This window comes from Massilia sp. LMS1-1-1.1, from assembly GCF_040815535.1.
GTDB classification, from domain to species: Bacteria; Pseudomonadota; Gammaproteobacteria; order Burkholderiales; family Burkholderiaceae_D; genus Janthinobacterium; species Janthinobacterium aestuarii.
This window is the reverse complement of the sequence record NZ_JBFPNG010000045.1, coordinates 550,077-570,976: the sequence shown is the minus strand read 5'-3', so window position 1 is coordinate 570,976 and position 20,900 is coordinate 550,077. Positions and strand designations below refer to the sequence as shown.

The following is a 20,900-nucleotide window of genomic DNA, read 5'->3' as shown; positions in this document are numbered from 1 at the left end:
ACTGCGTCGCAACAGGCGCCTTGCATAGCATCCGGTTCTGTTTGTCATAAATTCACAATAATTTCCCGGAGATTACTTAACACAAAAACTGTAGTGGTTTTTCGACCTGTACGGTTGGGATACTTTGCCGTTTGTGTATCTGTGCCATTGGGGATGGCCTGTCTATTATTACATCAGCTTTTTGCCAACTGGTAAATTATTTTACGCATCGTCAAAAACGATCCTGGCCCCGCGCCAGCCCATCCCAAGGAGAAGGTCATGAACGAAACAAGGCCGGAATCGATGTCGGCATTCTGGATGCCATTTACGAATAACCGTGATTTCAAGGCCAACCCGCGCCTGCTCGTGTCGGCTGAAGGCATGTACTACAAGGACGTCGATGGCAACGCCATCCTCGATGGCACGGCTGGCCTGTGGTGCGTGCCGTGCGGCCATGCGCAGCCAAAAATCGTTGGCGCCATCCGCGAGATGGTGGGCCAGCTGGACTTCGCCCCCACCTTCCAGATGGGCCATCCGGCCGCCTTCGAGCTGGCGGAAAAACTGATGGACTACACGGGGCATAAATTCGGCCACGTCTTCTACACCAACTCCGGTTCCGAGGCCGTCGACACGGCGTTGAAGATCGCGCTGGCCTACCACAGGGCGCGCGGCGAGGGTGCACGCACCCGATTGATCGGCCGCGAACGCGGTTATCACGGCGTGGGTTTCGGCGGCATTTCCGTGGGCGGCATCGGCGGCAACCGCAAGACCTTCGGCCCCCTGCTGCCGGGCGTGGACCACCTGCCGCACACGCATAACCTGGACAAGAATGCCTACACGGTGGGTGAGCCCGAATACGGCACTCACCTGGCTGATGAACTGGAACGCATCGTCGCCCTGCACGACGCGTCGACGATCGCCGCCGTCATCGTCGAACCGGTGGCCGGTTCCACGGGCGTTCTGATCCCGCCGAAAGGCTATCTGAAACGCTTGCGCGAACTGTGCACCAAGCACGGCATCCTGCTCATCTTCGATGAAGTCATCACGGGCTTCGGCCGCATGACGACGCCGTTCGCGGCCGATTATTTCGACGTCGAGCCGGACCTGATGACGACGGCCAAGGGCCTGACCAACGGCATGGTGCCGATGGGCGCCGTGTTCAGCAAAAAACACATCCACGACGCCTTCATGGACGCGCCAGCCGGCATCGAACTGTTCCACGGTTACACGTATTCGGGTCATCCGCTGGCCTGCGCCGCCTCGCTGGCGACCCTGCAAGTGTTCGAGGAACAGGACATCCTCGGTCACGCCAAAGCGATGCAGGCGTATTGGAGCGACGCCGTACATTCCCTGAAAGGCCTGCCGCACGTGATCGACTTGCGCAGCATCGGCCTGATCGCCGGCATCGAACTTGATCCCATTGCCGGCAAACCCGGCACGCGCGCCTTCAACGCCTTCAAGCAGGCCTTCGCCGACGGCGTGCTGATACGCACGACGGGCGACATCATCGCCCTGTCGCCGCCGCTGGTGCTGGAAAAACAGCATGTCGACGAGTTGTTTGGCAAGCTGGCCAAGGTACTCAAAAATCTCGATTGAACGGCAAACCCAAAACAACATCCGGGGTCAGACCCGCCGGGGTTATGCGTCCCAATGGGGCGCATAACAATCTCGAAGAGACTGACCCGGCGCTTGATTCGGGTTTAACAAAAGAAAGTGCATCATGACTGATCTCGACACGATTACCCACTACATCAACGGCGCCAAAGTCGACACCCAAAGTGGCCGCTATGGCGACGTCTACAACCCGGCCCTGGGCGAACCCGTGGCCAGGGTAGCGCTGGGCGCCGTGGAAGACGTCGACGCGGCCGTGCAGGCGGCGGCCGCCGCATTTCCTTCCTGGTCGGCCACGCCGCCCTTGACGCGTGCCCGCGTGCTGTTCCGCTACCTGCAGCTGTGCCAACAGCACACGGACGAATTTGCCGCCATGCTCACGCGCGAGCATGGCAAGACCTTTGCCGATGCGCAGGGCGAAGTGGCGCGCGGCATCGAGATGGTGGAGTTTGCCGTCGGCATTCCGCAGCTGCTGAAAGGCGAATTCACGGACCAGATTTCGCGCGGCATCGACGCCTGGTCCATGCGCCAGGCACTCGGCGTGGTGGCCGGCATCACGCCATTCAATTTCCCCGTGATGGTGCCGATGTGGATGTTCCCCGTCGCCATCGCCTGCGGCAATACCTTCGTCTTGAAACCATCCGAGCGCGATCCGTCGGCGTCCCTGCTGCATGCGAAACTGCTGAAAGAGGCGGGCTTGCCCGACGGCGTCTTCAACGTAGTGCAGGGAGACAAGGTGACGGTCGATGCCTTGCTCGATCACCCTGTCGTACAGGCGATCAGCTTTGTCGGCTCCACGCCGATTGCCGAATACATCTATGCGCGCGGCAGCGCCAGCGGCAAGCGCGTACAAGCCTTGGGCGGCGCAAAAAACCATATGGTGGTGATGCCCGACGCGGACATGGACATGACGGTCGATGCGCTGATCGGCGCGGCCTACGGTTCGGCGGGCGAGCGTTGCATGGCCATCTCCGTCGTGGTGACCGTGGGCGACGCGGGCGACAAATTGATCGACGCACTGGCAACGCGCACGGCCGCACTGAAAGTGCGCGACGGCATGGAAGATGGTGCGGAAATGGGCCCCGTCGTGTCCTTGGCCGCCAAGCAGCGCATCGAAAAACTGATCGCCTCGGGCGTGGAGCAGGGTGCGACCCTGGTCGTCGATGGCCGCAACCACGTGGTGTCGGGACGCGAGAGCGGCTTCTTTGTCGGCGGCACCTTGTTCGACCACGTCACGCGCGACATGAGCATCTACAAGGAAGAAATTTTCGGCCCCGTGCTGTGCGTGCTCCGGTGTCCTGACGTCGTGCACGCGGTGGAGCTGATCAACGCCAACGAGTATGGCAACGGCGTGGCCATCTACACGCGCGACGGCGGCGTGGCGCGCGAATTCGTGCGCCAGATCCAGGTCGGCATGGTGGGCGTCAACATCCCCTTGCCCGTGCCGATGGCCTTCAACAGCTTTGGCGGCTGGAAGCGCAGCATGTTCGGCGACCACCACGCCTATGGCCCCGAAGGCGTGCGTTTCTACACGCGCCACAAGGCCGTGATGCAGCGCTGGCCGAACACGGCAAGCGCTGGTGTGGAATTTGCTTTTCCCCAGATGAAGTAAGGGTTTCAAATCACAAGCCGGCCGCACATAACAAGAGGAATACGCGATGATCGAGTCTTTGAACTATTTGCCCCATCCCGCCCTGCCCAACGAGGAACTGGCGGGCCATTTCACGGACCTGGCGCCGCCGCTCACGGCACGCCAGGCCGCCATCGAAAGCGCCCGCTGCCTGTATTGCTACGATGCGCCGTGCAGCCGCATCTGTCCGTCGGAAATCGACGTGGCCAGCTTCATCCGCAACATCCATGACAAGAACATCAACGGCGCCGCCGCCGGCATCCTGAAACAGAATATCCTGGGCGGCAGCTGCGCCAGAGTCTGCCCGACAGAAATCCTGTGCGAAGACGTCTGCGTGCGCAACCACGACGCGGAAGGCCAGCCTGTCAAGATCGGCCTCTTGCAGCGCTACGCCGTCGACCACATGCATTTTGCACAGCACCCGTTCAAGCGGGCGGCCGCCACGGGCAAGACCGTCGCCATCGTCGGCGCGGGCCCTGCGGGCCTGTCGTGCGCGCACCGCCTGGCCATGCTGGGCCACGACGTGGTGATCTTTGAAAAGGAAGGCAAGGCCGGTGGCCTCAATGAATACGGCATCGCCAAGTACAAGCTGACGGACGACTTTGCGCAAAAGGAAATCGACTTCCTGCTCGATATCGGCGGCATCGAAATCCGATGTCGCCAGGCGCTGGGCGAGAACGTGCAGCTGCGCGATTTGCACGCGCAGTACGACGCCGTCTTCCTGGGCCTGGGCCTGGGCGCCAGCCGCAAGCTGGGGCTGACGGGCGAGGATGCGCCGGGCTTGCTGGCCGCCGTCGATTACATCGCCGCGCTGCGCCAGGCGGACGATCTGGCCGCGCTGCCCGTGCCGAAGCGGGCGATCGTGATTGGCGCCGGCAATACGGCCATCGACATGGCCGTGCAGATCCAGCGCCTGGGCGCCGAGGAAGTCACCCTTGTCTACCGGCGCGGCTTCGATGCCATGACGGCCACCCACCATGAACAGGAGATCGCCAAGGCCAACCAGGTGCGCATGCTGACGTGGGCCCAGCCGCAGCAAGTGCTGCTCGACGCTGCCGGCAAGGTGGCGGGCATGCGCTTCGAGAAAACGCAGATGCAGGGCACGCGCCTGGCGGGCACGGGCGAAACGTTCGACGTGGCGGCCGACGCCATCTTCAAGGCCATCGGCCAGAGCCTCGACACGGAAGTGCTGCATGACCCGATGGCCTCGCTGCTGCAGCGCGAAGGCGACAAGATTGCCGTCGATGCGGGTTTTCGCACGGTGCTGCCGGGGATTTACGCGGGTGGTGACTGCGTGGCGCCGGGGCAGGACTTGACGGTGCAAGCCGTCCAGCATGGCAAGCTGGCCGCACTGGCCATCCATTCCGATCTGTTCAATAAAGTGGAGGCTGCATAATGGCTGATCTCAGCATCGAATTTTGCGGCATCAAGGCGCCGAATCCCTTCTGGCTGGCGTCCGCACCGCCGACCGACAAGGCCTACAACGTGGTGCGCGCCTTCGAGGCGGGGTGGGGCGGCGTCGTGTGGAAAACGCTCGGTGAAGATCCTGCCGCCGTCAACGTCTCGTCGCGTTATTCCGCGCTGTACGGCAAGAACCGCGAAGTGGTGGGCTTCAACAATATTGAGTTGATCACCGACCGCTCGCTGGAGATCAACCTGCGCGAAATCACGCAGGTGAAAAAGGACTGGCCCGACCGCGCCATGATCGTCTCGCTGATGCTGCCCTGCGAAGAACACTACTGGGCCGACATCCTGCCCAAGGTCGAGGCGACGGGCGCGGATGGCATCGAACTCAATTTCGGCTGCCCGCACGGCATGCCGGAACGGGGCATGGGCGCGGCCGTGGGCCAGGTGCCCGAGTACGTGCAGATGGTGACCAGCTGGTGCAAGAAGCACAGCCGCTTGCCCGTCATCGTCAAGCTCACGCCCAACATCACGGACGTGCGCATGCCGGCGCGCGCCGCCAAGGCGGGTGGCGCGGATGCCGTCTCGCTGATCAACACCATCAATTCGATTACCTCGCTGGACCTGGACCGCATGGTGGCCTTGCCCATCGTGGGCGGCGCCAGCACGCACGGCGGCTATTGCGGCTCTGCCGTCAAGCCGATTGCCCTGAATATGGTGGCGGAAATCGCCCGCGATCCGCAGACGCGCGGCTTGCCCATTTCCGGCATCGGCGGCATCGGCAACTGGCGCGACGCGGCCGAATTCATCGCCCTGGGCGCCGGCTGCGTGCAGGTGTGCACGGCCGCCATGCTGCATGGTTTTCGCATCGTCGAAGAGATGAAGGATGGCTTGTCGCGCTGGATGGATGAAAAGGGCTATGCACGCATCAGCGACTTTTCCGGCAAGGCCGTGGCCAACACGACGGACTGGAAATACCTGGACATGAATTACCAGGTCATCGCGCAGATCAACCAGGACGACTGCATCAAATGCGGCAAGTGCTACGTGGCTTGCGAAGACACGTCGCACCAGTCGATTGCGCAGCTGATCGACGCGGCCGGCACGCGCACGTATGAGGTGATCAAGGACGAATGCGTGGGCTGCAACCTGTGCGAAATCACTTGTCCGGTGCAGGGCTGCATCACGATGGTGCCGCAAACAACAGGCAAGCCTTACATGAACTGGACGCAGGATCCACGTAACCCTCGGGCATTGGCGGAGTCGGCATAGGGCACGGTTATTGCGTGCGTTTTATTTGTAAACAGTGGCCGGCCTTTGCGGTAAGCTAGATCGACATAAAGGTCGCGCCGTTTCTATAAAACCGATCCCCTCCCAACCGATGGAGCATACCTGTGAACCACGACTATTCAGGCAACACGCAACTCTGGAATGAAGACCTGGCGCCCACCACGGCGGCGCAGCGCACCTGGCGCTGGTATCACTTCGCCGCGCTGTGGGTCGGCATGGTGATGTGCATTCCCGCCTACACCCTGTCGGCCAGCCTGATCGACAGCGGCATGTCCGGTTACCAGGCCGTGCTCACGGTATTTCTCGCCAACGCCATCGTGCTCCTGCCCATGCTGCTGATCGGCCATGCGGGCACCAAGTACGGCATACCGTATGCCGTGCTGGCGCGCGCCTCGTTCGGCACCATGGGCGCGCGCTTGCCCGCCCTGATGCGCGCCATCGTCGCCTGCGGCTGGTATGGCATCCAGACCTGGTTCGGCGGGCAGATGATCTATACCCTGATGGGCGTGCTGGTGGGCCATGAACTGGGCGGCGAGAAGATCGCGGGCCTGGGCATCAACGGCAGCCAGTTGCTGTGCTTTTTGGCTTTCTGGGCCATCCAGTTCTATTACATCCTGCATGGCATGGAATCGATCCGCAAGCTCGAAACCTACACGGCGCCGCTGAAAATCCTCATCTGCTTCGTGCTGCTGTACTGGGTGCACAGCAAGGCGGGCGGCGTGGCCAGCCTGCTGGACCAGCCCTCGCGGTTCATCCCCGGCGGCAAAAAGGCGGGCCAGTTCTGGAGCGTCTTCTGGCCATCCTTGACGGCGATGGTGGGTTTCTGGGCCACACTGGCCCTGAACATCCCCGACTTCACGCGCTTTGCCAAGACGCAGCGCGACCAGGTGATCGGCCAGTCGATCGGCTTGCCCGTGCCCATGGGACTCCTGGCCATGCTGGCGGTGATCGTCACGGCAGGTTCCGTCGTCATGTACGGCAAGGCCATCTGGGATCCTGTCGACCTGGCCAGCCGCATGACGGGCGCCGCCGTGCTGATCGCCCTGATCATCCTGTTGATCGACACGGTCAGCGTCAACCTGGCGGCCAACCTGGTGGGCCCGGCGTACGACTTTTCCTCGCTGGCGCCGAAGCAGGTTTCGTACAAGATGGGCGGCTACATCACGGCTTTCATCGCCATCGTCATGATGCCGTGGAAGGTGCTCGAGTCGACGCAGGGCTATATCTTCACGTGGCTGATCGGCTACTCGGCCCTGCTGGGGCCCATCGCCGGCATCCTCATCGTCGACTATTATTTTGTGCGCAAGACGCAGCTGGACGTCAAACAACTGTACCGCGACGACGGCGTCTACTCGTATGGCAATGGCTGGAACATGGCGGCGCTGATCGCCTTTGTCATTGCCGTGCTGCCGAACATCCCGGGCTTTTTGAACGCAGCCTTTCCCACGGCGTTTCCCGACGTGGCCGAAGGCTTTAAAACCATCTACACCTACGCCTGGTTCGTGGGCGTGGCCATCGCCGCCGTCGTGTACGGCGTCATGATGAAGGGCAAGGCCGTGGCGCACGTGCAGCAGGCGCCGCAGTCGTAATCACTGAAGGAGACAAGATGACTACACTGATACGTGGCGGTACCGTCGTCAACGCCGACCGCGCCTTTCGCGCCGATGTGCTGATCGAGGGCGACACCATTGCCGCCGTCGGCGAGAACCTGGCGGTGCCGGCTGGCGCCACCGTGATCGACGCGGGCGGCCTGTACGTGATGCCGGGCGGGATAGACACCCACACGCACATGAATTTGCCCTTCATGGGCACCGTGACGTCCGACGATTTTTTCACGGGCACGGCGGCGGGGCTGGCGGGCGGCACCACCACCATCATGGACTTCGTCATTCCCGCGCCGAAGCAATCGCTGATCGAGGCCTATCACCAGTGGCGCGAGTGGTCGGCCAAGGCGGCCGGCGACTATACCTTCCATGTGGCGATCACCTGGTGGAGCGAGCAGGTACATGCGGAGATGGGCACCCTCGTGCGCGAGCATGGCGTGAACAGCTTCAAGCACTTCATGGCCTATAAAAACGCCATCATGGCCGACGATGAAACCCTGGTGAAAAGCTTTACCCGTTCGCTGGAGTTGGGCGCCCTTCCTACCGTGCATGCGGAAAACGGCGAGCTGGTTTTTCAGTTGCAGCAAGCCTTGCTCAAGAAGGGGATCACCGGACCGCAGGCGCATCCGCTGTCGCGCCCACCGGCCGTGGAAGCGGAGGCGGCCAACCGCGCCATCGCGATTGCCAATGTCCTCAATACTCCCGTGTACATCGTGCACGTCTCGTGCGCCGAGTCGCTCGACGCCATCACACGGGCGCGTGCCAACGGCCAGCGCGTGTATGGCGAAGCGCTGGCGGGCCACCTGGTGATCGACGACAGCGTCTACCAGAGCGATGATTTCGACTATGTGGCCGGCCACGTCATGAGCCCGCCATTCCGCGGCAAGCACCATCAATCGGCCCTGTGGCATGGTCTGCAAAGCGGCAACCTGCACACGACGGCCACCGACCACTGCACCTTCTGTGCCGAGCAGAAGGCGGCCGGCAAGGACGACTTTACGCGCATCCCGAACGGCTGCGGCGGCGTCGAGGAACGCATGGCTGTCGTGTGGGACGCCGGCGTCAATTCCGGCATGCTGACGCCTTCCGAATTCGTCAAGGTCAGTTCCACCAATGCGGCGCAGATCTTTAATATGTATCCGCGCAAGGGCGTCATCGCCGTCGGCAGCGACGCCGACATCGTGCTGTGGGACCCGCAGGGCACGCGCACCATTTCCGCCGCCACGCAGTTCGCCAAAGGAGGCTTCAACGTCTTCGAAGGGCGCACCGTGCGCGGCATCCCCAGCACCACGATTGCCGCCGGCAAGGTGGTGTTCCACCAGGGCGAACTGATGGCCGTCGAAGGGGCGGGGCGCTATATCGAACGGCCCGCCTTTTCCGCCACCACCGCATAAGGAGTTGACGATGGATGCATTGCGTATCAATGGCGAACGATTGTGGGCGGCCCTGATGGAGCTGGCGCAGATCGGCGCGACAGCGAAGGGCGGCGTCAAGCGCCTGGCCCTGACGGACCTGGACAAGCAGGGGCGCGACCTCGTGGTGGGCTGGGGCCGTGAAGCGGGCATGAGCATCACGATCGACCAGATCGGTAACGTGTTCATGCGCCGTGACGGCACCGACAATACGCTGCCACCCGTGATGACGGGCAGCCATATCGACACGCAACCCACGGGCGGCAAGTTCGATGGCAACTACGGCGTGCTGGCGGGACTGGAAGTGGTGCGCACCCTGAATGATCTGAAGATCAAGACGCAGGCGCCCATCGAAGTGGCCTTCTGGACCAACGAGGAAGGCTCGCGCTTCGTGCCCGTGATGATGGGTTCCGGCGTATTTTGCGGCGCCTTTTCGCTGGAGACGGCGTATGCGGCCAAGGATACGGAAGGCAAAACCGTGGGCGAGGAACTGGCGCGCATCGGATACAAGGGCGAGCAGGTGCCGGGCGACCATCCGATCGGCGCCTACTTTGAAACGCATATCGAGCAGGGCCCCGTGCTGGAAGACGCGGACAAGGTGATTGGCGTGGTGCCTGCCGTGATGGGCCTGTCGTGGTACGACTGTGTGGTGACGGGTATGGAAGCGCATGCGGGCCCCACGCCCATGGGACTGCGCAAGGATGCGCTGCAGGTGGCCACCACCATCATGCAGGAAGTGGTGGCGATTGCCAACCGCTACCCGCCGTACGGGCGCGGCACGGTGGGCATGGTGCAGGTGTTCCCGAACAGCCGCAACGTGATCCCCGGCGAAGTCAAATTCAGCATCGACCTGCGCAACGTGAACGACGAACTGCTCAACACCATGCATGGCGAGATCACGGCCTTCATCGACGCCACGCGCGACAGGACGGGCCTGGGCATTTCACTGGAAAGGGTGTCCTACTACCCGCCATGCCCATTTCACCCCGACTGCGTGGGCGCCGTGCGCAACGCCACGGAAAAACTCGGCTACTCCGTGATGGACGTGGTGTCCGGCGCCGGCCACGACGCCATCTACGCGGCCCGGCTGGCGCCGGCAGGCATGATCTTCGTGCCGTGCAAGGACGGCATCAGCCACAATGAAATCGAGGACGCCAAGCCCGAGCACCTGGAAGCGGGCTGCAACGTGCTGCTGCACGCGATGCTGGAGCGGGCCGTGGCGGTATAACCTTATGGCTTCGGCTGGAAGCCGCGCAAAAACGCCAGCAGCGCGCGCGCCGCGATGTCGGCGTCGTCCGCCGTCATGGTTTCCAGCGGGTTGTGGCTGATGCCGCCATTGCCGCAGCGGGTAAACAGCATGGCCACGTCGGTGATGGCGGCCATGGCCATGGCGTCGTGGCCGGCGCCCGACAGCAGCGCGTACGGTTCGATGCCGACCGATTCCACGGCTTGCGCCAGCTGCGCCATCAGCCACGGTGCGCACGGCGCCGCACGCGCCGACAGCAGCAGTTCCAGCTGGTAGTCGATCTGGCGCCGCGCGCAGATGGCGGCGATGCCATCGAGAATATCGTCGACGGCGCTCTGGCGCACGGCATCAACGGCTGCGCGGATATCGAGCGACAGGGTGCAGGCGCCGGCGATCACGTTGACGGAGCCGTTGGGCACGTGCAGCTGGCCCACGGTGCCCACCAGCGCTTCGCCCTGGCTGCAGCGTTGTTCCACCAGCAGGATGATTTCGGCGGCCGCGCTGGCCGCGTCCTTGCGCATGGTCATGGGCGTGGTGCCAGCGTGGCTGGCTACGCCTCCAAGATTGACCAGGTAGCGCGAACTGCCGGCAATCGCCGTCACGATCCCCAGCGGCAGGTCGCGCTCGAGCAGCACGGGACCCTGCTCGATATGCACTTCCACATAGCCGAGCACGCTGGCGGGATCGCGCGCGATGGCGCCGATGGCGCCCGCCTCGTGGCCGGCGGCGGCCAGCGCGTCGCGCATGCTCACGCCGTCCGCATCGACTTGCTCCAGCAGCGACACGTCGAACTGGCCCGTGATGGCCGTGCTGCCCAAAAACGTGCTCTTGAAGCGCACGCCTTCTTCTTCGGCGAAGCCGACGACCTCGAAATGGAACGGCAGTTTTTCGCCCCGTTCATGCAGGTGGCGCACGACGGCGATCGGCAGCACGATGCCCAGCCGGCCGTCGTACTTGCCGCCGTTGCGCACCGTGTCGTAATGCGATCCCGTCATCAGGGTCTTTGCGCCGGGGATATCGGACAGATAGCGGCCGACCACATTGCCGACGGCGTCGATATGCACCTGCATGCCGGCGTCCCGCATCCAGCCGGCCAGCTGCGCGGCCGTTTTCTGGTGCGCCGGCGTCAGGTAGGCGCAGGTCAGGTTGTAATCGCTGTCGCTCCAGCCGGCCAGGGTTTCCGCCTGCTGCATGATGGCCGGGCCGAAGTCCAGGCGCACGTCGAACAGCTCGTTCAGGCGCAGCTCGGCGATGCGCTTGATCTGCCGCAGCGATTCGGCCAGTTCGTCGGCGCGGCGGTTTTTCAGGCGGCGCGCAAACGTGGCGATGATGTCCTGGCGCGTCAAGCCTTCGCCCGTCGGGCCCTTGACGGCCAGGATGAAGGGAAATCCGAACTTGGCGTTGTAGTCGCTGTTGAGGCGCTGCAGGGTGGAAAATTCGTCGGCGCTGCACAGGTTCAGGCCGGACTTGGCCTGTTCGCGCGTCGATTCCGCCGTCAGCTGCCCGGCGATGGCGGCCTTGCCGGCCAGCTCAGGGTGGGCGCGTATCAGCCCCAGTTGCTCTTCTGGCGAGGCTTGCTCCAGCACGCGCTGCAGTTCCGTCTTGAGTGCCGTCAGGCTGGCAAACGGCCGGGCGGCGGCCGCGCGCTGGGCGATCCAGGGCGAATGTTCGTAGATGCCGTGCAGGTGCGCGATAAAATCGGCCTGGCTGCCGGCGTTCAGGTCTGAGAGGGTGGTCATGGTTTTCCGATCATGCAAGCGGTGATGATAGCGCCCCGTTCTGCGTCCATTATATGCGCGCGTTGATAGCGGCTATCGCTGCACCAGCGCCTTGGCGGCCGCGCTGACCTGGTCGCGCAGCCATTTGTGCTCGGGCGCCTGGTGCACGCGCTGGTGCCACAGCTGGTAAAAGCGCATGGGCGGAAATTTCAGTGGCACGGTATAGGTTTTCAGCGGCAGGGTCTTTTCATAGAAGCGCATGAATTGCCGGCCCGTGGTCAGTACCAGGTCCGTCTGCGTCAGCATGTAAGGGATCAGGCCGAAATACGCCGATTCCACCACCACGTTGCGCTGCAGGTTTTGCCGTTCGAGGAAGGAATCGATCACGCCGTGGTAGCCGGGCATCATCTGCGACGGCGCCACATGGGGCAGGCTCAGATAATCGTCTAGGGTCATCGCGTCGCTGGCCGTGCGCCGCGCATAGGCGTTTTCCGCATGCATGGCGCAGATGATGGGGTCTTCGAACAGCTTCGAGATGTGCAGGTGCGCGGGCGGCTCGTCCCAGTTGGCGATGACCAGGTCCAGGCCACCATCGGACAGCTGGCGGATATGGTCGATGCCCGGCCCCAGGCTATGCAGCACGACGCGGCTTTTCGGCGAGCCGCGGCGCAGCAGGGCCACCACGTTGGGCAGGAACTGGCTGTCCAGGTAGTCGGGCGCGGCGATGTGGAAGGTGCGCGCCTCTTCCTGCGCCACGAACGGCGTCTTCTTGACGAACAGGCTCTCCGTCTGGTCGAGGATGCGCTTGGCCGGATTGAGCAGGCTTTCGCCATGCTGGGTCGGCACCATGCCGCGCGCGCCGCGCACGAGCAGCGGGTCGCCCGTCAATTCGCGCAGTTTGCGCAGGGAGGCGGAAATCGAGGGCTGCGGCTGATTGAGCTTCAATGCCACGCGCGAGACATTCTTTTCCACCAGCAGCAGGTAGAGGATGCGGATCAGGTGCAGGTCGAGGTGTTGCGGCAGGCTGGACATGTGGCGGCGGCTCTGTTGTATATCGATTTGAATATGTCAAATATACGATATTTTTCATGTGATGGGCGGTAAATCCGTTTATCTTGTGTAGATTGGCACGAATATTGGTTCGGTCTGACTAGAGGAAATTTATGGAAGTATTTGCCTACCTGATCCCGTACGGCCTTGAGTGGCTGAACCTGATCGTCCGCTGGCTGCACGTCATCACGGGCATCGCCTGGATCGGTGCTTCCTTCTATTTCGTCTGGCTCGACAACTCGATCCGCCCGCCCGCGCCCGGCTCCGAGCTGGCGAAGAAGGGCGTGTCGGGAGAATTGTGGGCCGTGCATGGCGGCGGCTTCTACAACCCGCAAAAATACCTGGTGGCGCCCGCCGAACTGCCGAAGGAGCTGCACTGGTTCAAGTGGGAAGCGTATTCCACGTGGCTGTCCGGTTTCGCGCTGCTGACCATCGCCTATTATTTCAATGCCCAGGCCATGATGATCGACAAGGCCGTGGCGGACATCTCCAGCGGCCAGGCCGTCGGCATCGGCATCGCCACCCTCGTCATCGGCTGGACCGTGTACGATTTGCTGTGCCGCTCGAAGCTGGCGCAATATGAACTGTGGTTCGGCGTGACCGTGTTCGCGCTGATCGTCGGCGCCGCCTACGTGCTCACGCATTTGCTCAGCGGGCGCGCCGCCTACATCCACGTGGGCGCCATGATCGGCACCATCATGGTGGCCAATGTGCTGATGCTGATCATCCCCGGCCAGCGCAAGATGGTCGAAGCCATGGCGGCCGGCAAACTGCCCGATCCCAAGCACGGCTTGAAGGCCAAGCAGCGCAGCGTGCATAACAATTACTTTACCTTGCCCGTGCTGTTCATCATGATCAGCAACCACTACGCGATGACTTACCGGAACGACCACGCGTGGCTGGTGCTGGCGCTGATCATGGCGGCCGGCGTCTTCATCCGCCACTTCTTCAACCTGCGCCACAAGGGACGTGTCGAGTGGCGTTATCCGGCTCTCGGCGTTGCCCTGTTGCTGGCAGTGGCCGTCGCCATCGCACCCAATGCACCCGTGGCCGTGGCGGCCGCGCCGGCGGTGGACCCTGTCGCGCAGTTCAAGAGCGCGCATGCCATCATCGCCCAGCGCTGCGCCACCTGCCATTCGGCCCAGCCCACGCAGCCCGGCTTCGCCACGGCGCCGGCCGGCATGATGCTCGATAATGAAACGGAAATACGCCAGCACGCGGCGCAAATCTACAAGCAAGCCATCGAGCTGAAAGCCATGCCGATCGGGAACCTGACGAATATGACGGAGGCCGAGCGCAGCGAGCTTGGCGCCTGGCTGCAACAGACCATGCAAGGAGCAAAATGACTACGCACGCAGAAAAAATCACGGCCTGGATCGACGAACACTTCGATGAGGAAGTCGCATTTTTACAGAAGGTGGTGCAGCAGCCGACGGATACGCCTCCCGGCAATAACGCGCCCCATGCGGACCTGGTGGCGCAGCTGCTGCAGGCGTATGGCTGGAACGCGGAAAAGCACGCCGTGCCGGCGGACCAGGTCGAGGCATATGGCATGCAGAGCATCACCAACCTGATCGTGCGCCGCCCCTATGCGGCGGGCGGCCCGACCGTGGCCTTGAATGCACATGGCGACGTGGTGCCGCCCGGCGACAACTGGACGTATCCGCCGTATGGCGGGCAGATTGACGGCGGCTATATCTATGGCCGCGCGACGGCCGTGTCGAAAGGCGATTTCGCCACCTATGTGTTTGCCGCGCGCGCGCTCGAAGCCTTGGGCATTCCGCTCAAAGGCCAGCTGGAACTGCACTTCACGTACGACGAGGAATTCGGCGGCTTGCTGGGGCCGGGCTGGCTGCTCGAGCAGCAGCTGACGAAGCCCGATTTCGTCATCGCCGCCGGTTTCAGCTACGGCATCGTCACGGCGCACAATGCCTGCCTGCAGCTGGAAATCACCGTGCACGGCAAGTCGGGCCACGGCTCGATGCCTGAGACGGGGCACGACGCGCTGCAGGCGGCCAACAAGATCCTCAACGCCATCTACGGCCAGCTGCCGGAGCTGAAAAAGATCAAGTCCAAAGTTGCCGGCATCGACTCGCCCACCATGCTCGTGGGCCGTATCGATGGCGGCACGAACACCAATGTGGTGCCGGGCAAGGTGGTCATGAAGATGGATCGCCGCATGATTCCCGAAGAAGACCCGGTGGCGGTGGAAGCGCAGGTGCGCGCGCTGATCGAGGACGCCGTGCGCGGCGAGCCTGGCATCCGCATCGAGATCCGCCGCCTGCTGCTGTCGCACGCGCTGCGGCCCTTGCCCGGTTCCGAACAGCTGGTCGGCAGCCTGCAGAAAAACGCGCAAGCGATTCTGGGCGAGACGATTCCCGCTGTCGGCACGCCCCTGTATGCGGATGCCCGCCTGTATGGCGAGCGGGGCATCCCGGCCGTGCTGTATGGCGCCGGCCCGCGCACGGTGCCAGAGTCGAACGCGAAGAAGGCCGACGAGCGTCTGGCGCTCGACGATTTGCGCAAGGCCAGCAAGATCGTGGCCCTGACTTTGCTCGACTTCCTGGGCGAGAAATAGAACGGGCGCTTTGGCTTACAATGGGGCGGACACTCAACCTGTGAAGAAGAGCTCCATTGAATACCCGTTTTCTCGAAGCGTTTGTCTGGGCTGCGCGGTTGGGCAGCTTTCGCACGGCGGCCGACAAGCTGCACATTACGCAGGCGGCCATCTCGAACCGCATCGCCTCGCTGGAGCAGGACTTCGGCACGCGTCTGTTCGACCGCGACGCGCGTGAAATCCGCCTGACCTTTGCCGGGCGCAACCTGCTCGTCTACGCCGAGCGCATGCTGGAACTGTGCCGCGACATGTATGCGGCCAATTCCTCGCCTGCGCTGATCACGGGCGAAGTGCGCATCGGCGTCATCGAAACCATCGTGCATACGTGGCTGATCCCGTTCCTGCAGCGCGTGCAGGAGCGCTATCCGGGTATCGAGATTCAGCTGACGTCGGAATCGACGCGCCGCCTGCACGAACAGCTGCAGCAGGGCGAGCTCGATATCGCGCTGCAGACGGACATGCTGACGGGCGACCATATCCGCAGCACGGGCAGCGGCGCCATCGCCATGGGCTGGGCCGGCAGGGCCGCCGACTGGCCCGATACGGGCGTGCCGTTCACGGTGGCGCAACTGGCGCAGCATCCGATCATCACCATGAACCGCGGCTCGCAGCCGCATTCGGCCTTGAAGGCGCTGTGCCAGGACGAGGGTGTGCAGCTGGGAAGAGTCCACTGCGTCAGCTCGATTTCCGCCATCGTGCGCCTGGTCAAAGCGGGCTTCGGCATCGCCGTGCTGCCGCTGGCGCCCCTGCGCGAGGAAATCGAGCAGGGCCACATCGCCCTGATTCCCTGCACCAGCAGCCTGGCGCCGCAGCGCATCGTCATCAGCTACAGCGAAGACATCACCACGGAAGCGATCCAGCTGGTGGCCATGCTGGCGTGCGAGGAGGCGGCACGGTTTAGCCTTGGTCTGGGCGAGGAGTACGGTGCGGGCTGACGTCGGCTTACGCTGACGCTAAGCCGACCTACGATGCTGTGGATAGAGAGACGCTGTGACGTAGGTCGGATTAGCGCCCAAGCGCGTAATCCGACAACATTGTTGGCCTCATCCCCACCCACAAGAAAAACTTATCAGTCGCGTTCAGAATAACCCGTTTGCCAAGTGATGGCGTGCCACCTATTCTGGGTTGGCATACCACCCATAACGCAGAACGGAACCATCATGACGACGTCCCCCACCTTGCCAGGCATCCTGTTTGTCTGGACCAGCGCCGACCCGGAACACGAACGCGATTTCAACCGCTGGTACGACCGCGAACACGTGGAAGAGCGCGTGCGCATTCCCGGCTTCGTCAGCGGCACGCGCTACCAGAGCGTGCGCGGCCCGCGCAAATACCTGGGCCTGTACCGCACCGTGTCGCTGGGCGCCTTCCAGACGCCCGACTACTTCAAGGCCTTCGGCCACCAGACGCCATGGTCGCTGACGAACTTGCAGCGCATGGTCGACCCGATGCGCCGTGTATGTGCCATCGAGGCGGAAACGGGCATGGGCACGGGCGCCTGGCTGGCCGTGCTGCGTCTGGGCGCGGCCGCCATCGGCCAGGACGCGCAAGCAGTGGACGCCATGGCCACGCTGGGAACGAAGCTGCTGCAGATCGACGGCGTCATTGCCACGCGTCTGCTGACACCGGACGCGAATCTGTCCGGCCCTCTGCCGGCGGAACGGACGGAGGGCCGCGTGCTCGACCCGATTTTCCTGATCGATGCGTCGTCCGAAAGCGCCGCCATGGCGGCCGCCAATGCCGCCAGCGCGGCGCTGGGACTCGATGCGGAACAGGCTGCCATCCTGCAACTGTCCTGGCAATTGCGCGAGGCGGACCTGCGCGCTGCCTGACACGGCCGCGCGCATCTTGCCGGCACCGATAACACGAGACACGGGCCACGGCGCAGGGCAAAGCATCCTGCGCCGGGCCTGCAATAAAACTGACGAGAGAGGTAGGCTATGACCACATATACGAACGCTGCGCATCCGGCAGCCCAGGCACCGGGCGAGAAGGCCACGACGGCCAAGACGGGCCGCCTGGCCACGGCCAGCATGGTCGGCACGACCCTGGAATGGTATGACTTCACCGTCTACAACACCATGGCCGCGCTGATCTTCAATCACCTGTTCTTTCCTTCGTTCGATCCGCTGACGGGCACCATCCTGGCCTTTTCCACATATGCGGTCGGCTATATTTCGCGCCCCATCGGCGGCGTGATCTTCGGCCATCTGGGCGACAAGCTGGGACGGCGCTGGGTGCTGGTCGTGACCCTGATGCTGATGGGCGTGACGACGGGCTTGATGGGCCTCTTGCCGACGTATGCGACGGCCGGCATCTGGAGCCCCATCCTGCTGGTGGCATTGCGTTTCGTGCAAGGCATTGCGCTCGGTGGCGAATGGGCGGGCGCCGTGCTGATCTCCGTCGAACACGGGGCGCCGGACAAGCGTGGCCGCAACGCCTCGTGGACGCAGGTGGGACCATCGTTCGGCACCTTGCTGGCGACCGGCTGCATCGGCCTGATCACGTACCTGCTGCCGCATGAAGCGTTCATGGACTGGGGCTGGCGCATGCCGTTCATCGCCAGCCTGCTGCTGGTGGCGTTCGGCATGTGGATACGCAGCGGCATCGAGGAAACCCCGTTGTTCAAGGAACTCGACCAACAGGACGCGAAGGCGGAAGCGCCGATTGGCGACGTGCTGCGCGTGTACTGGCGCCGTTTGCTGATCGCCGGCGGCGTGCGCATCGGCTCGGACGTGCTGTATGCGCTGGTGGTGGTGTTCACCCTGACGTATGTGACGACGGTGCTGCACCTGTCCTCGACCCTGGCACTGACCGCCATCATGATCGGCACGGCCTGCAATGCGTTGTCGGTGCCCGTCTTTGGCACGCTGTCGGACAAGGTCGGCCGCCGTCCCGTGTATGCGCTGGGCGCCGTGCTTGGCCTAGTGTGGGCGTTTGCCTTCTTTACCTTATTAGACACGGCCAGCCCGGCCGTCATCGTCACGGCCGTCGTTGTGGGCCTGGTCATCCACGCCATCATGTACGGCCCGCAAGCGGCATTCGTCATCGAGCAGTTCCCCACCAAGGTGCGCTATGCGGGTTCCTCGCTGGCCTACACCCTGGCCGGCGTCATCGGCGGCGGTTTCGCGCCGCTTGTCATCGCCAGCCTGTACCGCTCATATAACACCACCATGGCCGTCTCGCTGTACGTGGCGGCGGCCTTGCTGATCACCGGCGCCGCCGTCTTTGCGGCGCGCGAAACGGGCCGCGGCCCTCTGGAGGAATAACATCATGACGACATTGCGTTTTCAACTGGCTGGCTACGGCCCCGTCACCTTCGACATCGATCACCTGATCATCGCCGGCTGGACGGGCCGCGACATGGCGATGGTGGAACACCATATCGCCGAACTGGAAGCCATCGGCGTGGCGCGCCCGAAAAGCGTGCCGACGTTTTACAGGGTTTCGGCGGCATTGCTCTCGAGCGACGCCGCGATCGAAGTGCCGGGCGGCGATTCCTCGGGCGAAGCGGAATTCGTGCTGTTTTCCACGGAATACGGCCTGCTGGTGGGCATCGGTTCCGATCATACGGACCGCAAGGTGGAAGGCTATGGCGTGACGGTGTCGAAGCAGATGTGCGGCAAGCCCGTGGGCGACACCTTGTGGCGCTATGCCGACGTGGCCGGCCACTGGGACCAGCTGCAGATGCGCTCCTGGCGCGAACGGGCCGGCGTACCGGCCCTGTACCAGGATGGTCCCGTGACGCGCATGCTGTCGCCGGAAGATCTGATTCAGCGCTACACGGGGCAGGCCAGCCTGCCCGTGGGCAGCGCCATGTTCTGCGGCACGCAACCGATCATCGGCGAGATGGGCCATGGCGACGCTTTCGCGCTGGAGCTGTATGATCCAGCCTTGCAGCGCCGCCTGCAGCACCGCTATGCCGTGCAAACCCTGCCCGTGGAAGGATAAAACAATGACCAAGACCATCCGAGAACTGGCCGCCGACCTGGCCGCCGGCCGCATCACCAGCGTGGCGCTGACACAGCAGATGCTGGCGCGCGCCGAAGCGCACCGGGCGCAGGGCGGCCATGCCTATGTCAGCCTCGATGGCGAACAGGCGCTGATGGAGGCGCGGGCCAGCGATGCGGCGCGCGCCGCCGGCATCGTTGCCTCGCCGCTGGCCGGCGTGCCCATCTCGATCAAGGACCTGTTCGACGTCAAGGGGCAAACCAGCAGCGCCGCCTCGCTGGCGCTGGCCGATGCACCGCCTGCCGTGGCCGATGCGGGCGCCGTGGCGCGCCTGCGCGCGGCCGGCGCCGTTCTGCTTGGGCGCACCAACATGAGTGAATTCGCGTTTTCCGGCCTGGGCTTGAATCCCCATTACGGCACGCCGCGCAATCCGCACGATGGCGAGCGCGTGGCGGGCGGTTCCACCTCGGGCGGTGCCGTGACGGTGGCGCTGGACATGGCGGCCGGTGCGCTGGGCACGGATACGGGCGGCTCGATCCGCATCCCGTCCGCCTTTTGCGGCCTGACGGGCTTCAAGCCGACGGCCGCTTCCGTGCCGCTGGCCGGCACGGTACCCTTGTCGCGTTCCCTCGATTCGGTCGGCCCCATCGCCCATAGCGTCGACTGCTGCGCCATTCTGTACGCGGCGCTGTCGGGCCATGACATCGGCGCGCAGGCGCCAGCATTGAAAGGCTTGCGCTTCGGTTTTACCCTTGATTACGTCGGTACGCACGTGGAGCCGCAGGTGCAGCAGGCTTTCGATACGGCGCTGGACCAGCTGCGGCAAGCGGGCGCCCTGGTGGAGCAATTCGATTTCCCCGAATTGCTGGAGCTGCCGGGTATCAATGGCGGTGGCGGCTTGGTGGCGGCGGAAGCCTGGCGCTGGCACAGGGAGCTGCTGGAAGAGAAGGGCGCGCAGTACGACCAGCGCGTGGCGGCGCGCATCCGCCGCGGCCAGCACCAGGGTGCAGCAGACTACATCGATTTGCTCGATGCGCGTGCGCGCCTGCTCGCCATCGCGAAGCAGCGCCTGGCGCCATTCGACGCCTGGCTGATGCCCAGCGTAGCCATCGTCGCGCCGCAGGTCGCGCCATTGGAATCGGATGACGCCACCTTCTTTGCCACGAATGGCCTCGTGCTGCGCAACGCCAGCGTGATCAACTTCCTCGACGGCTGCGCGCTGTCCTTGCCGTGCCATACGGAAGGCGAACTGCCTGTGGGGCTGAGCATTTGCGGCCTGGCCGGCGCGGACGGTCAAGTGCTGCAAATCGGCCGCGCCGTGGAGGCGCTGTTGCGCGGGAGTGAAAAAGAATAGTGCCGTAGTGCAGGAAAATGCCAACTCTGTCATG

Annotated in this window: 16 protein-coding genes; 14 read left to right on the top strand and 2 right to left on the bottom strand. The window is 63.8% G+C overall.

Annotation, left to right across the window (positions count from 1 at the left end; genetic code table 11):
- The first annotated feature begins 258 nt into the window (after positions 1–258).
- From aptA to MRBLMS1_RS24455, 7 genes are all read left to right on the top strand, one after another.
- Positions 259–1,575, top strand: coding sequence for an omega-aminotransferase AptA (gene aptA, locus MRBLMS1_RS24485; RefSeq protein WP_485882590.1), 1,317 nt, complete (start codon positions 259–261; stop codon positions 1,573–1,575).
- 124 nt (positions 1,576–1,699) lie between these two features.
- Entirely contained in the window at positions 1,700–3,202 is a 1,503-nt protein-coding gene (locus tag MRBLMS1_RS24480; RefSeq protein ID WP_485882588.1) for a CoA-acylating methylmalonate-semialdehyde dehydrogenase, read from the top strand.
- Between the two features lie 46 nt (positions 3,203–3,248).
- Positions 3,249–4,616 (top strand): NAD(P)-dependent oxidoreductase, encoded by a 1,368-nt coding sequence (locus MRBLMS1_RS24475; protein ID WP_485882586.1) that lies wholly within the window; start codon positions 3,249–3,251, stop codon positions 4,614–4,616.
- On the top strand, positions 4,616–5,896 hold the full coding sequence (gene preA, locus MRBLMS1_RS24470; protein ID WP_485882584.1) for an NAD-dependent dihydropyrimidine dehydrogenase subunit PreA: 1,281 nt from the start codon (positions 4,616–4,618) through the stop codon (positions 5,894–5,896). Before MRBLMS1_RS24475 ends, preA begins: the two co-directional genes overlap by 1 nt.
- Positions 5,897–6,018: 122 nt before the next feature.
- The gene (locus tag MRBLMS1_RS24465) at positions 6,019–7,503 is read left to right on the top strand and encodes an NCS1 family nucleobase:cation symporter-1 (RefSeq protein ID WP_485882582.1); all 1,485 of its coding nucleotides are present in this window, start codon (positions 6,019–6,021) and stop codon (positions 7,501–7,503) included.
- A 17-nt stretch (positions 7,504–7,520) separates the two neighbouring features.
- Complete coding sequence (gene hydA / locus MRBLMS1_RS24460; protein ID WP_485882580.1) at positions 7,521–8,912, top strand: dihydropyrimidinase; 1,392 nt, start codon at positions 7,521–7,523, stop codon at positions 8,910–8,912.
- Between the two features lie 10 nt (positions 8,913–8,922).
- Positions 8,923–10,158 (top strand): Zn-dependent hydrolase, encoded by a 1,236-nt coding sequence (locus MRBLMS1_RS24455; protein ID WP_485882578.1) that lies wholly within the window; start codon positions 8,923–8,925, stop codon positions 10,156–10,158.
- A gap of 2 nt (positions 10,159–10,160) precedes the next feature.
- On the opposite strand, the gene MRBLMS1_RS24450 is transcribed toward MRBLMS1_RS24455, so the two are convergent.
- Together MRBLMS1_RS24450 and MRBLMS1_RS24445 are read right to left on the bottom strand one after the other, a co-directional pair.
- Entirely contained in the window at positions 10,161–11,915 is a 1,755-nt protein-coding gene (locus MRBLMS1_RS24450; RefSeq protein WP_485882576.1) for an allantoate amidohydrolase, read from the bottom strand.
- A gap of 72 nt (positions 11,916–11,987) precedes the next feature.
- Entirely contained in the window at positions 11,988–12,926 is a 939-nt protein-coding gene (locus MRBLMS1_RS24445; protein ID WP_034754583.1) for a LysR family transcriptional regulator, read from the bottom strand.
- 131 nt (positions 12,927–13,057) lie between these two features.
- Between MRBLMS1_RS24445 and MRBLMS1_RS24440 the strand changes: the two genes are divergently transcribed.
- The 7 genes from MRBLMS1_RS24440 to MRBLMS1_RS24410 all read left to right on the top strand — a co-directional run bounded on the left by MRBLMS1_RS24440 (position 13,058) and on the right by MRBLMS1_RS24410 (position 20,866).
- Positions 13,058–14,290 (top strand): urate hydroxylase PuuD, encoded by a 1,233-nt coding sequence (locus MRBLMS1_RS24440; RefSeq protein ID WP_485882573.1) that lies wholly within the window; start codon positions 13,058–13,060, stop codon positions 14,288–14,290.
- Positions 14,287–15,522, top strand: a complete 1,236-nt coding sequence (locus MRBLMS1_RS24435; RefSeq protein WP_485882571.1) for a M20/M25/M40 family metallo-hydrolase — start codon at positions 14,287–14,289, stop codon at positions 15,520–15,522. Before MRBLMS1_RS24440 ends, MRBLMS1_RS24435 begins: the two co-directional genes overlap by 4 nt.
- Before the next feature lie 56 nt (positions 15,523–15,578).
- Positions 15,579–16,496 (top strand): LysR family transcriptional regulator, encoded by a 918-nt coding sequence (locus tag MRBLMS1_RS24430; RefSeq protein ID WP_485882569.1) that lies wholly within the window; start codon positions 15,579–15,581, stop codon positions 16,494–16,496.
- Between the two features lie 225 nt (positions 16,497–16,721).
- Positions 16,722–17,393 carry a hypothetical protein gene (locus tag MRBLMS1_RS24425; protein ID WP_485882567.1) on the top strand — a complete coding sequence of 224 codons (672 nt, stop codon included), beginning with the start codon at positions 16,722–16,724 and terminating at the stop codon, positions 17,391–17,393.
- Positions 17,394–17,501: 108 nt separating this feature from the next.
- Positions 17,502–18,830: an MFS transporter gene (locus tag MRBLMS1_RS24420; RefSeq protein WP_485882564.1), complete on the top strand. Its 1,329-nt coding sequence runs from the start codon at positions 17,502–17,504 to the stop codon at positions 18,828–18,830.
- A gap of 4 nt (positions 18,831–18,834) precedes the next feature.
- A complete protein-coding gene (locus MRBLMS1_RS24415) occupies positions 18,835–19,512 on the top strand; it encodes a DUF2848 domain-containing protein (protein ID WP_485882562.1) in 678 nt (225 codons plus the stop codon).
- Positions 19,513–19,516: 4 nt separating this feature from the next.
- Positions 19,517–20,866 (top strand): amidase, encoded by a 1,350-nt coding sequence (locus MRBLMS1_RS24410; protein WP_485882560.1) that lies wholly within the window; start codon positions 19,517–19,519, stop codon positions 20,864–20,866.
- Positions 20,867–20,900: the final 34 nt, after the last annotated feature.

What these genes read in the sequence shown, in the direction of transcription:
- aptA (WP_485882590.1), top strand. Translation starts at nt 259, where the DNA reads ATGAACGAAACAAGGCCGGAATCGATGTCGGCATTCTGGATGCCATTT.
- MRBLMS1_RS24480 (WP_485882588.1), top strand. Translation starts at nt 1,700, where the DNA reads ATGACTGATCTCGACACGATTACCCACTACATCAACGGCGCCAAAGTC.
- MRBLMS1_RS24475 (WP_485882586.1), top strand. Translation starts at nt 3,249, where the DNA reads ATGATCGAGTCTTTGAACTATTTGCCCCATCCCGCCCTGCCCAACGAG.
- preA (WP_485882584.1), top strand. Translation starts at nt 4,616, where the DNA reads ATGGCTGATCTCAGCATCGAATTTTGCGGCATCAAGGCGCCGAATCCC.
- hydA (WP_485882580.1), top strand. Translation starts at nt 7,521, where the DNA reads ATGACTACACTGATACGTGGCGGTACCGTCGTCAACGCCGACCGCGCC.
- MRBLMS1_RS24455 (WP_485882578.1), top strand. Translation starts at nt 8,923, where the DNA reads ATGGATGCATTGCGTATCAATGGCGAACGATTGTGGGCGGCCCTGATG.
- MRBLMS1_RS24450 (WP_485882576.1), bottom strand. Translation starts at nt 11,915, where the DNA reads ATGACCACCCTCTCAGACCTGAACGCCGGCAGCCAGGCCGATTTTATC.
- MRBLMS1_RS24445 (WP_034754583.1), bottom strand. Translation starts at nt 12,926, where the DNA reads ATGTCCAGCCTGCCGCAACACCTCGACCTGCACCTGATCCGCATCCTC.
- MRBLMS1_RS24440 (WP_485882573.1), top strand. Translation starts at nt 13,058, where the DNA reads ATGGAAGTATTTGCCTACCTGATCCCGTACGGCCTTGAGTGGCTGAAC.
- MRBLMS1_RS24435 (WP_485882571.1), top strand. Translation starts at nt 14,287, where the DNA reads ATGACTACGCACGCAGAAAAAATCACGGCCTGGATCGACGAACACTTC.
- MRBLMS1_RS24425 (WP_485882567.1), top strand. Translation starts at nt 16,722, where the DNA reads ATGACGACGTCCCCCACCTTGCCAGGCATCCTGTTTGTCTGGACCAGC.
- MRBLMS1_RS24420 (WP_485882564.1), top strand. Translation starts at nt 17,502, where the DNA reads ATGACCACATATACGAACGCTGCGCATCCGGCAGCCCAGGCACCGGGC.
- MRBLMS1_RS24415 (WP_485882562.1), top strand. Translation starts at nt 18,835, where the DNA reads ATGACGACATTGCGTTTTCAACTGGCTGGCTACGGCCCCGTCACCTTC.
- MRBLMS1_RS24410 (WP_485882560.1), top strand. Translation starts at nt 19,517, where the DNA reads ATGACCAAGACCATCCGAGAACTGGCCGCCGACCTGGCCGCCGGCCGC.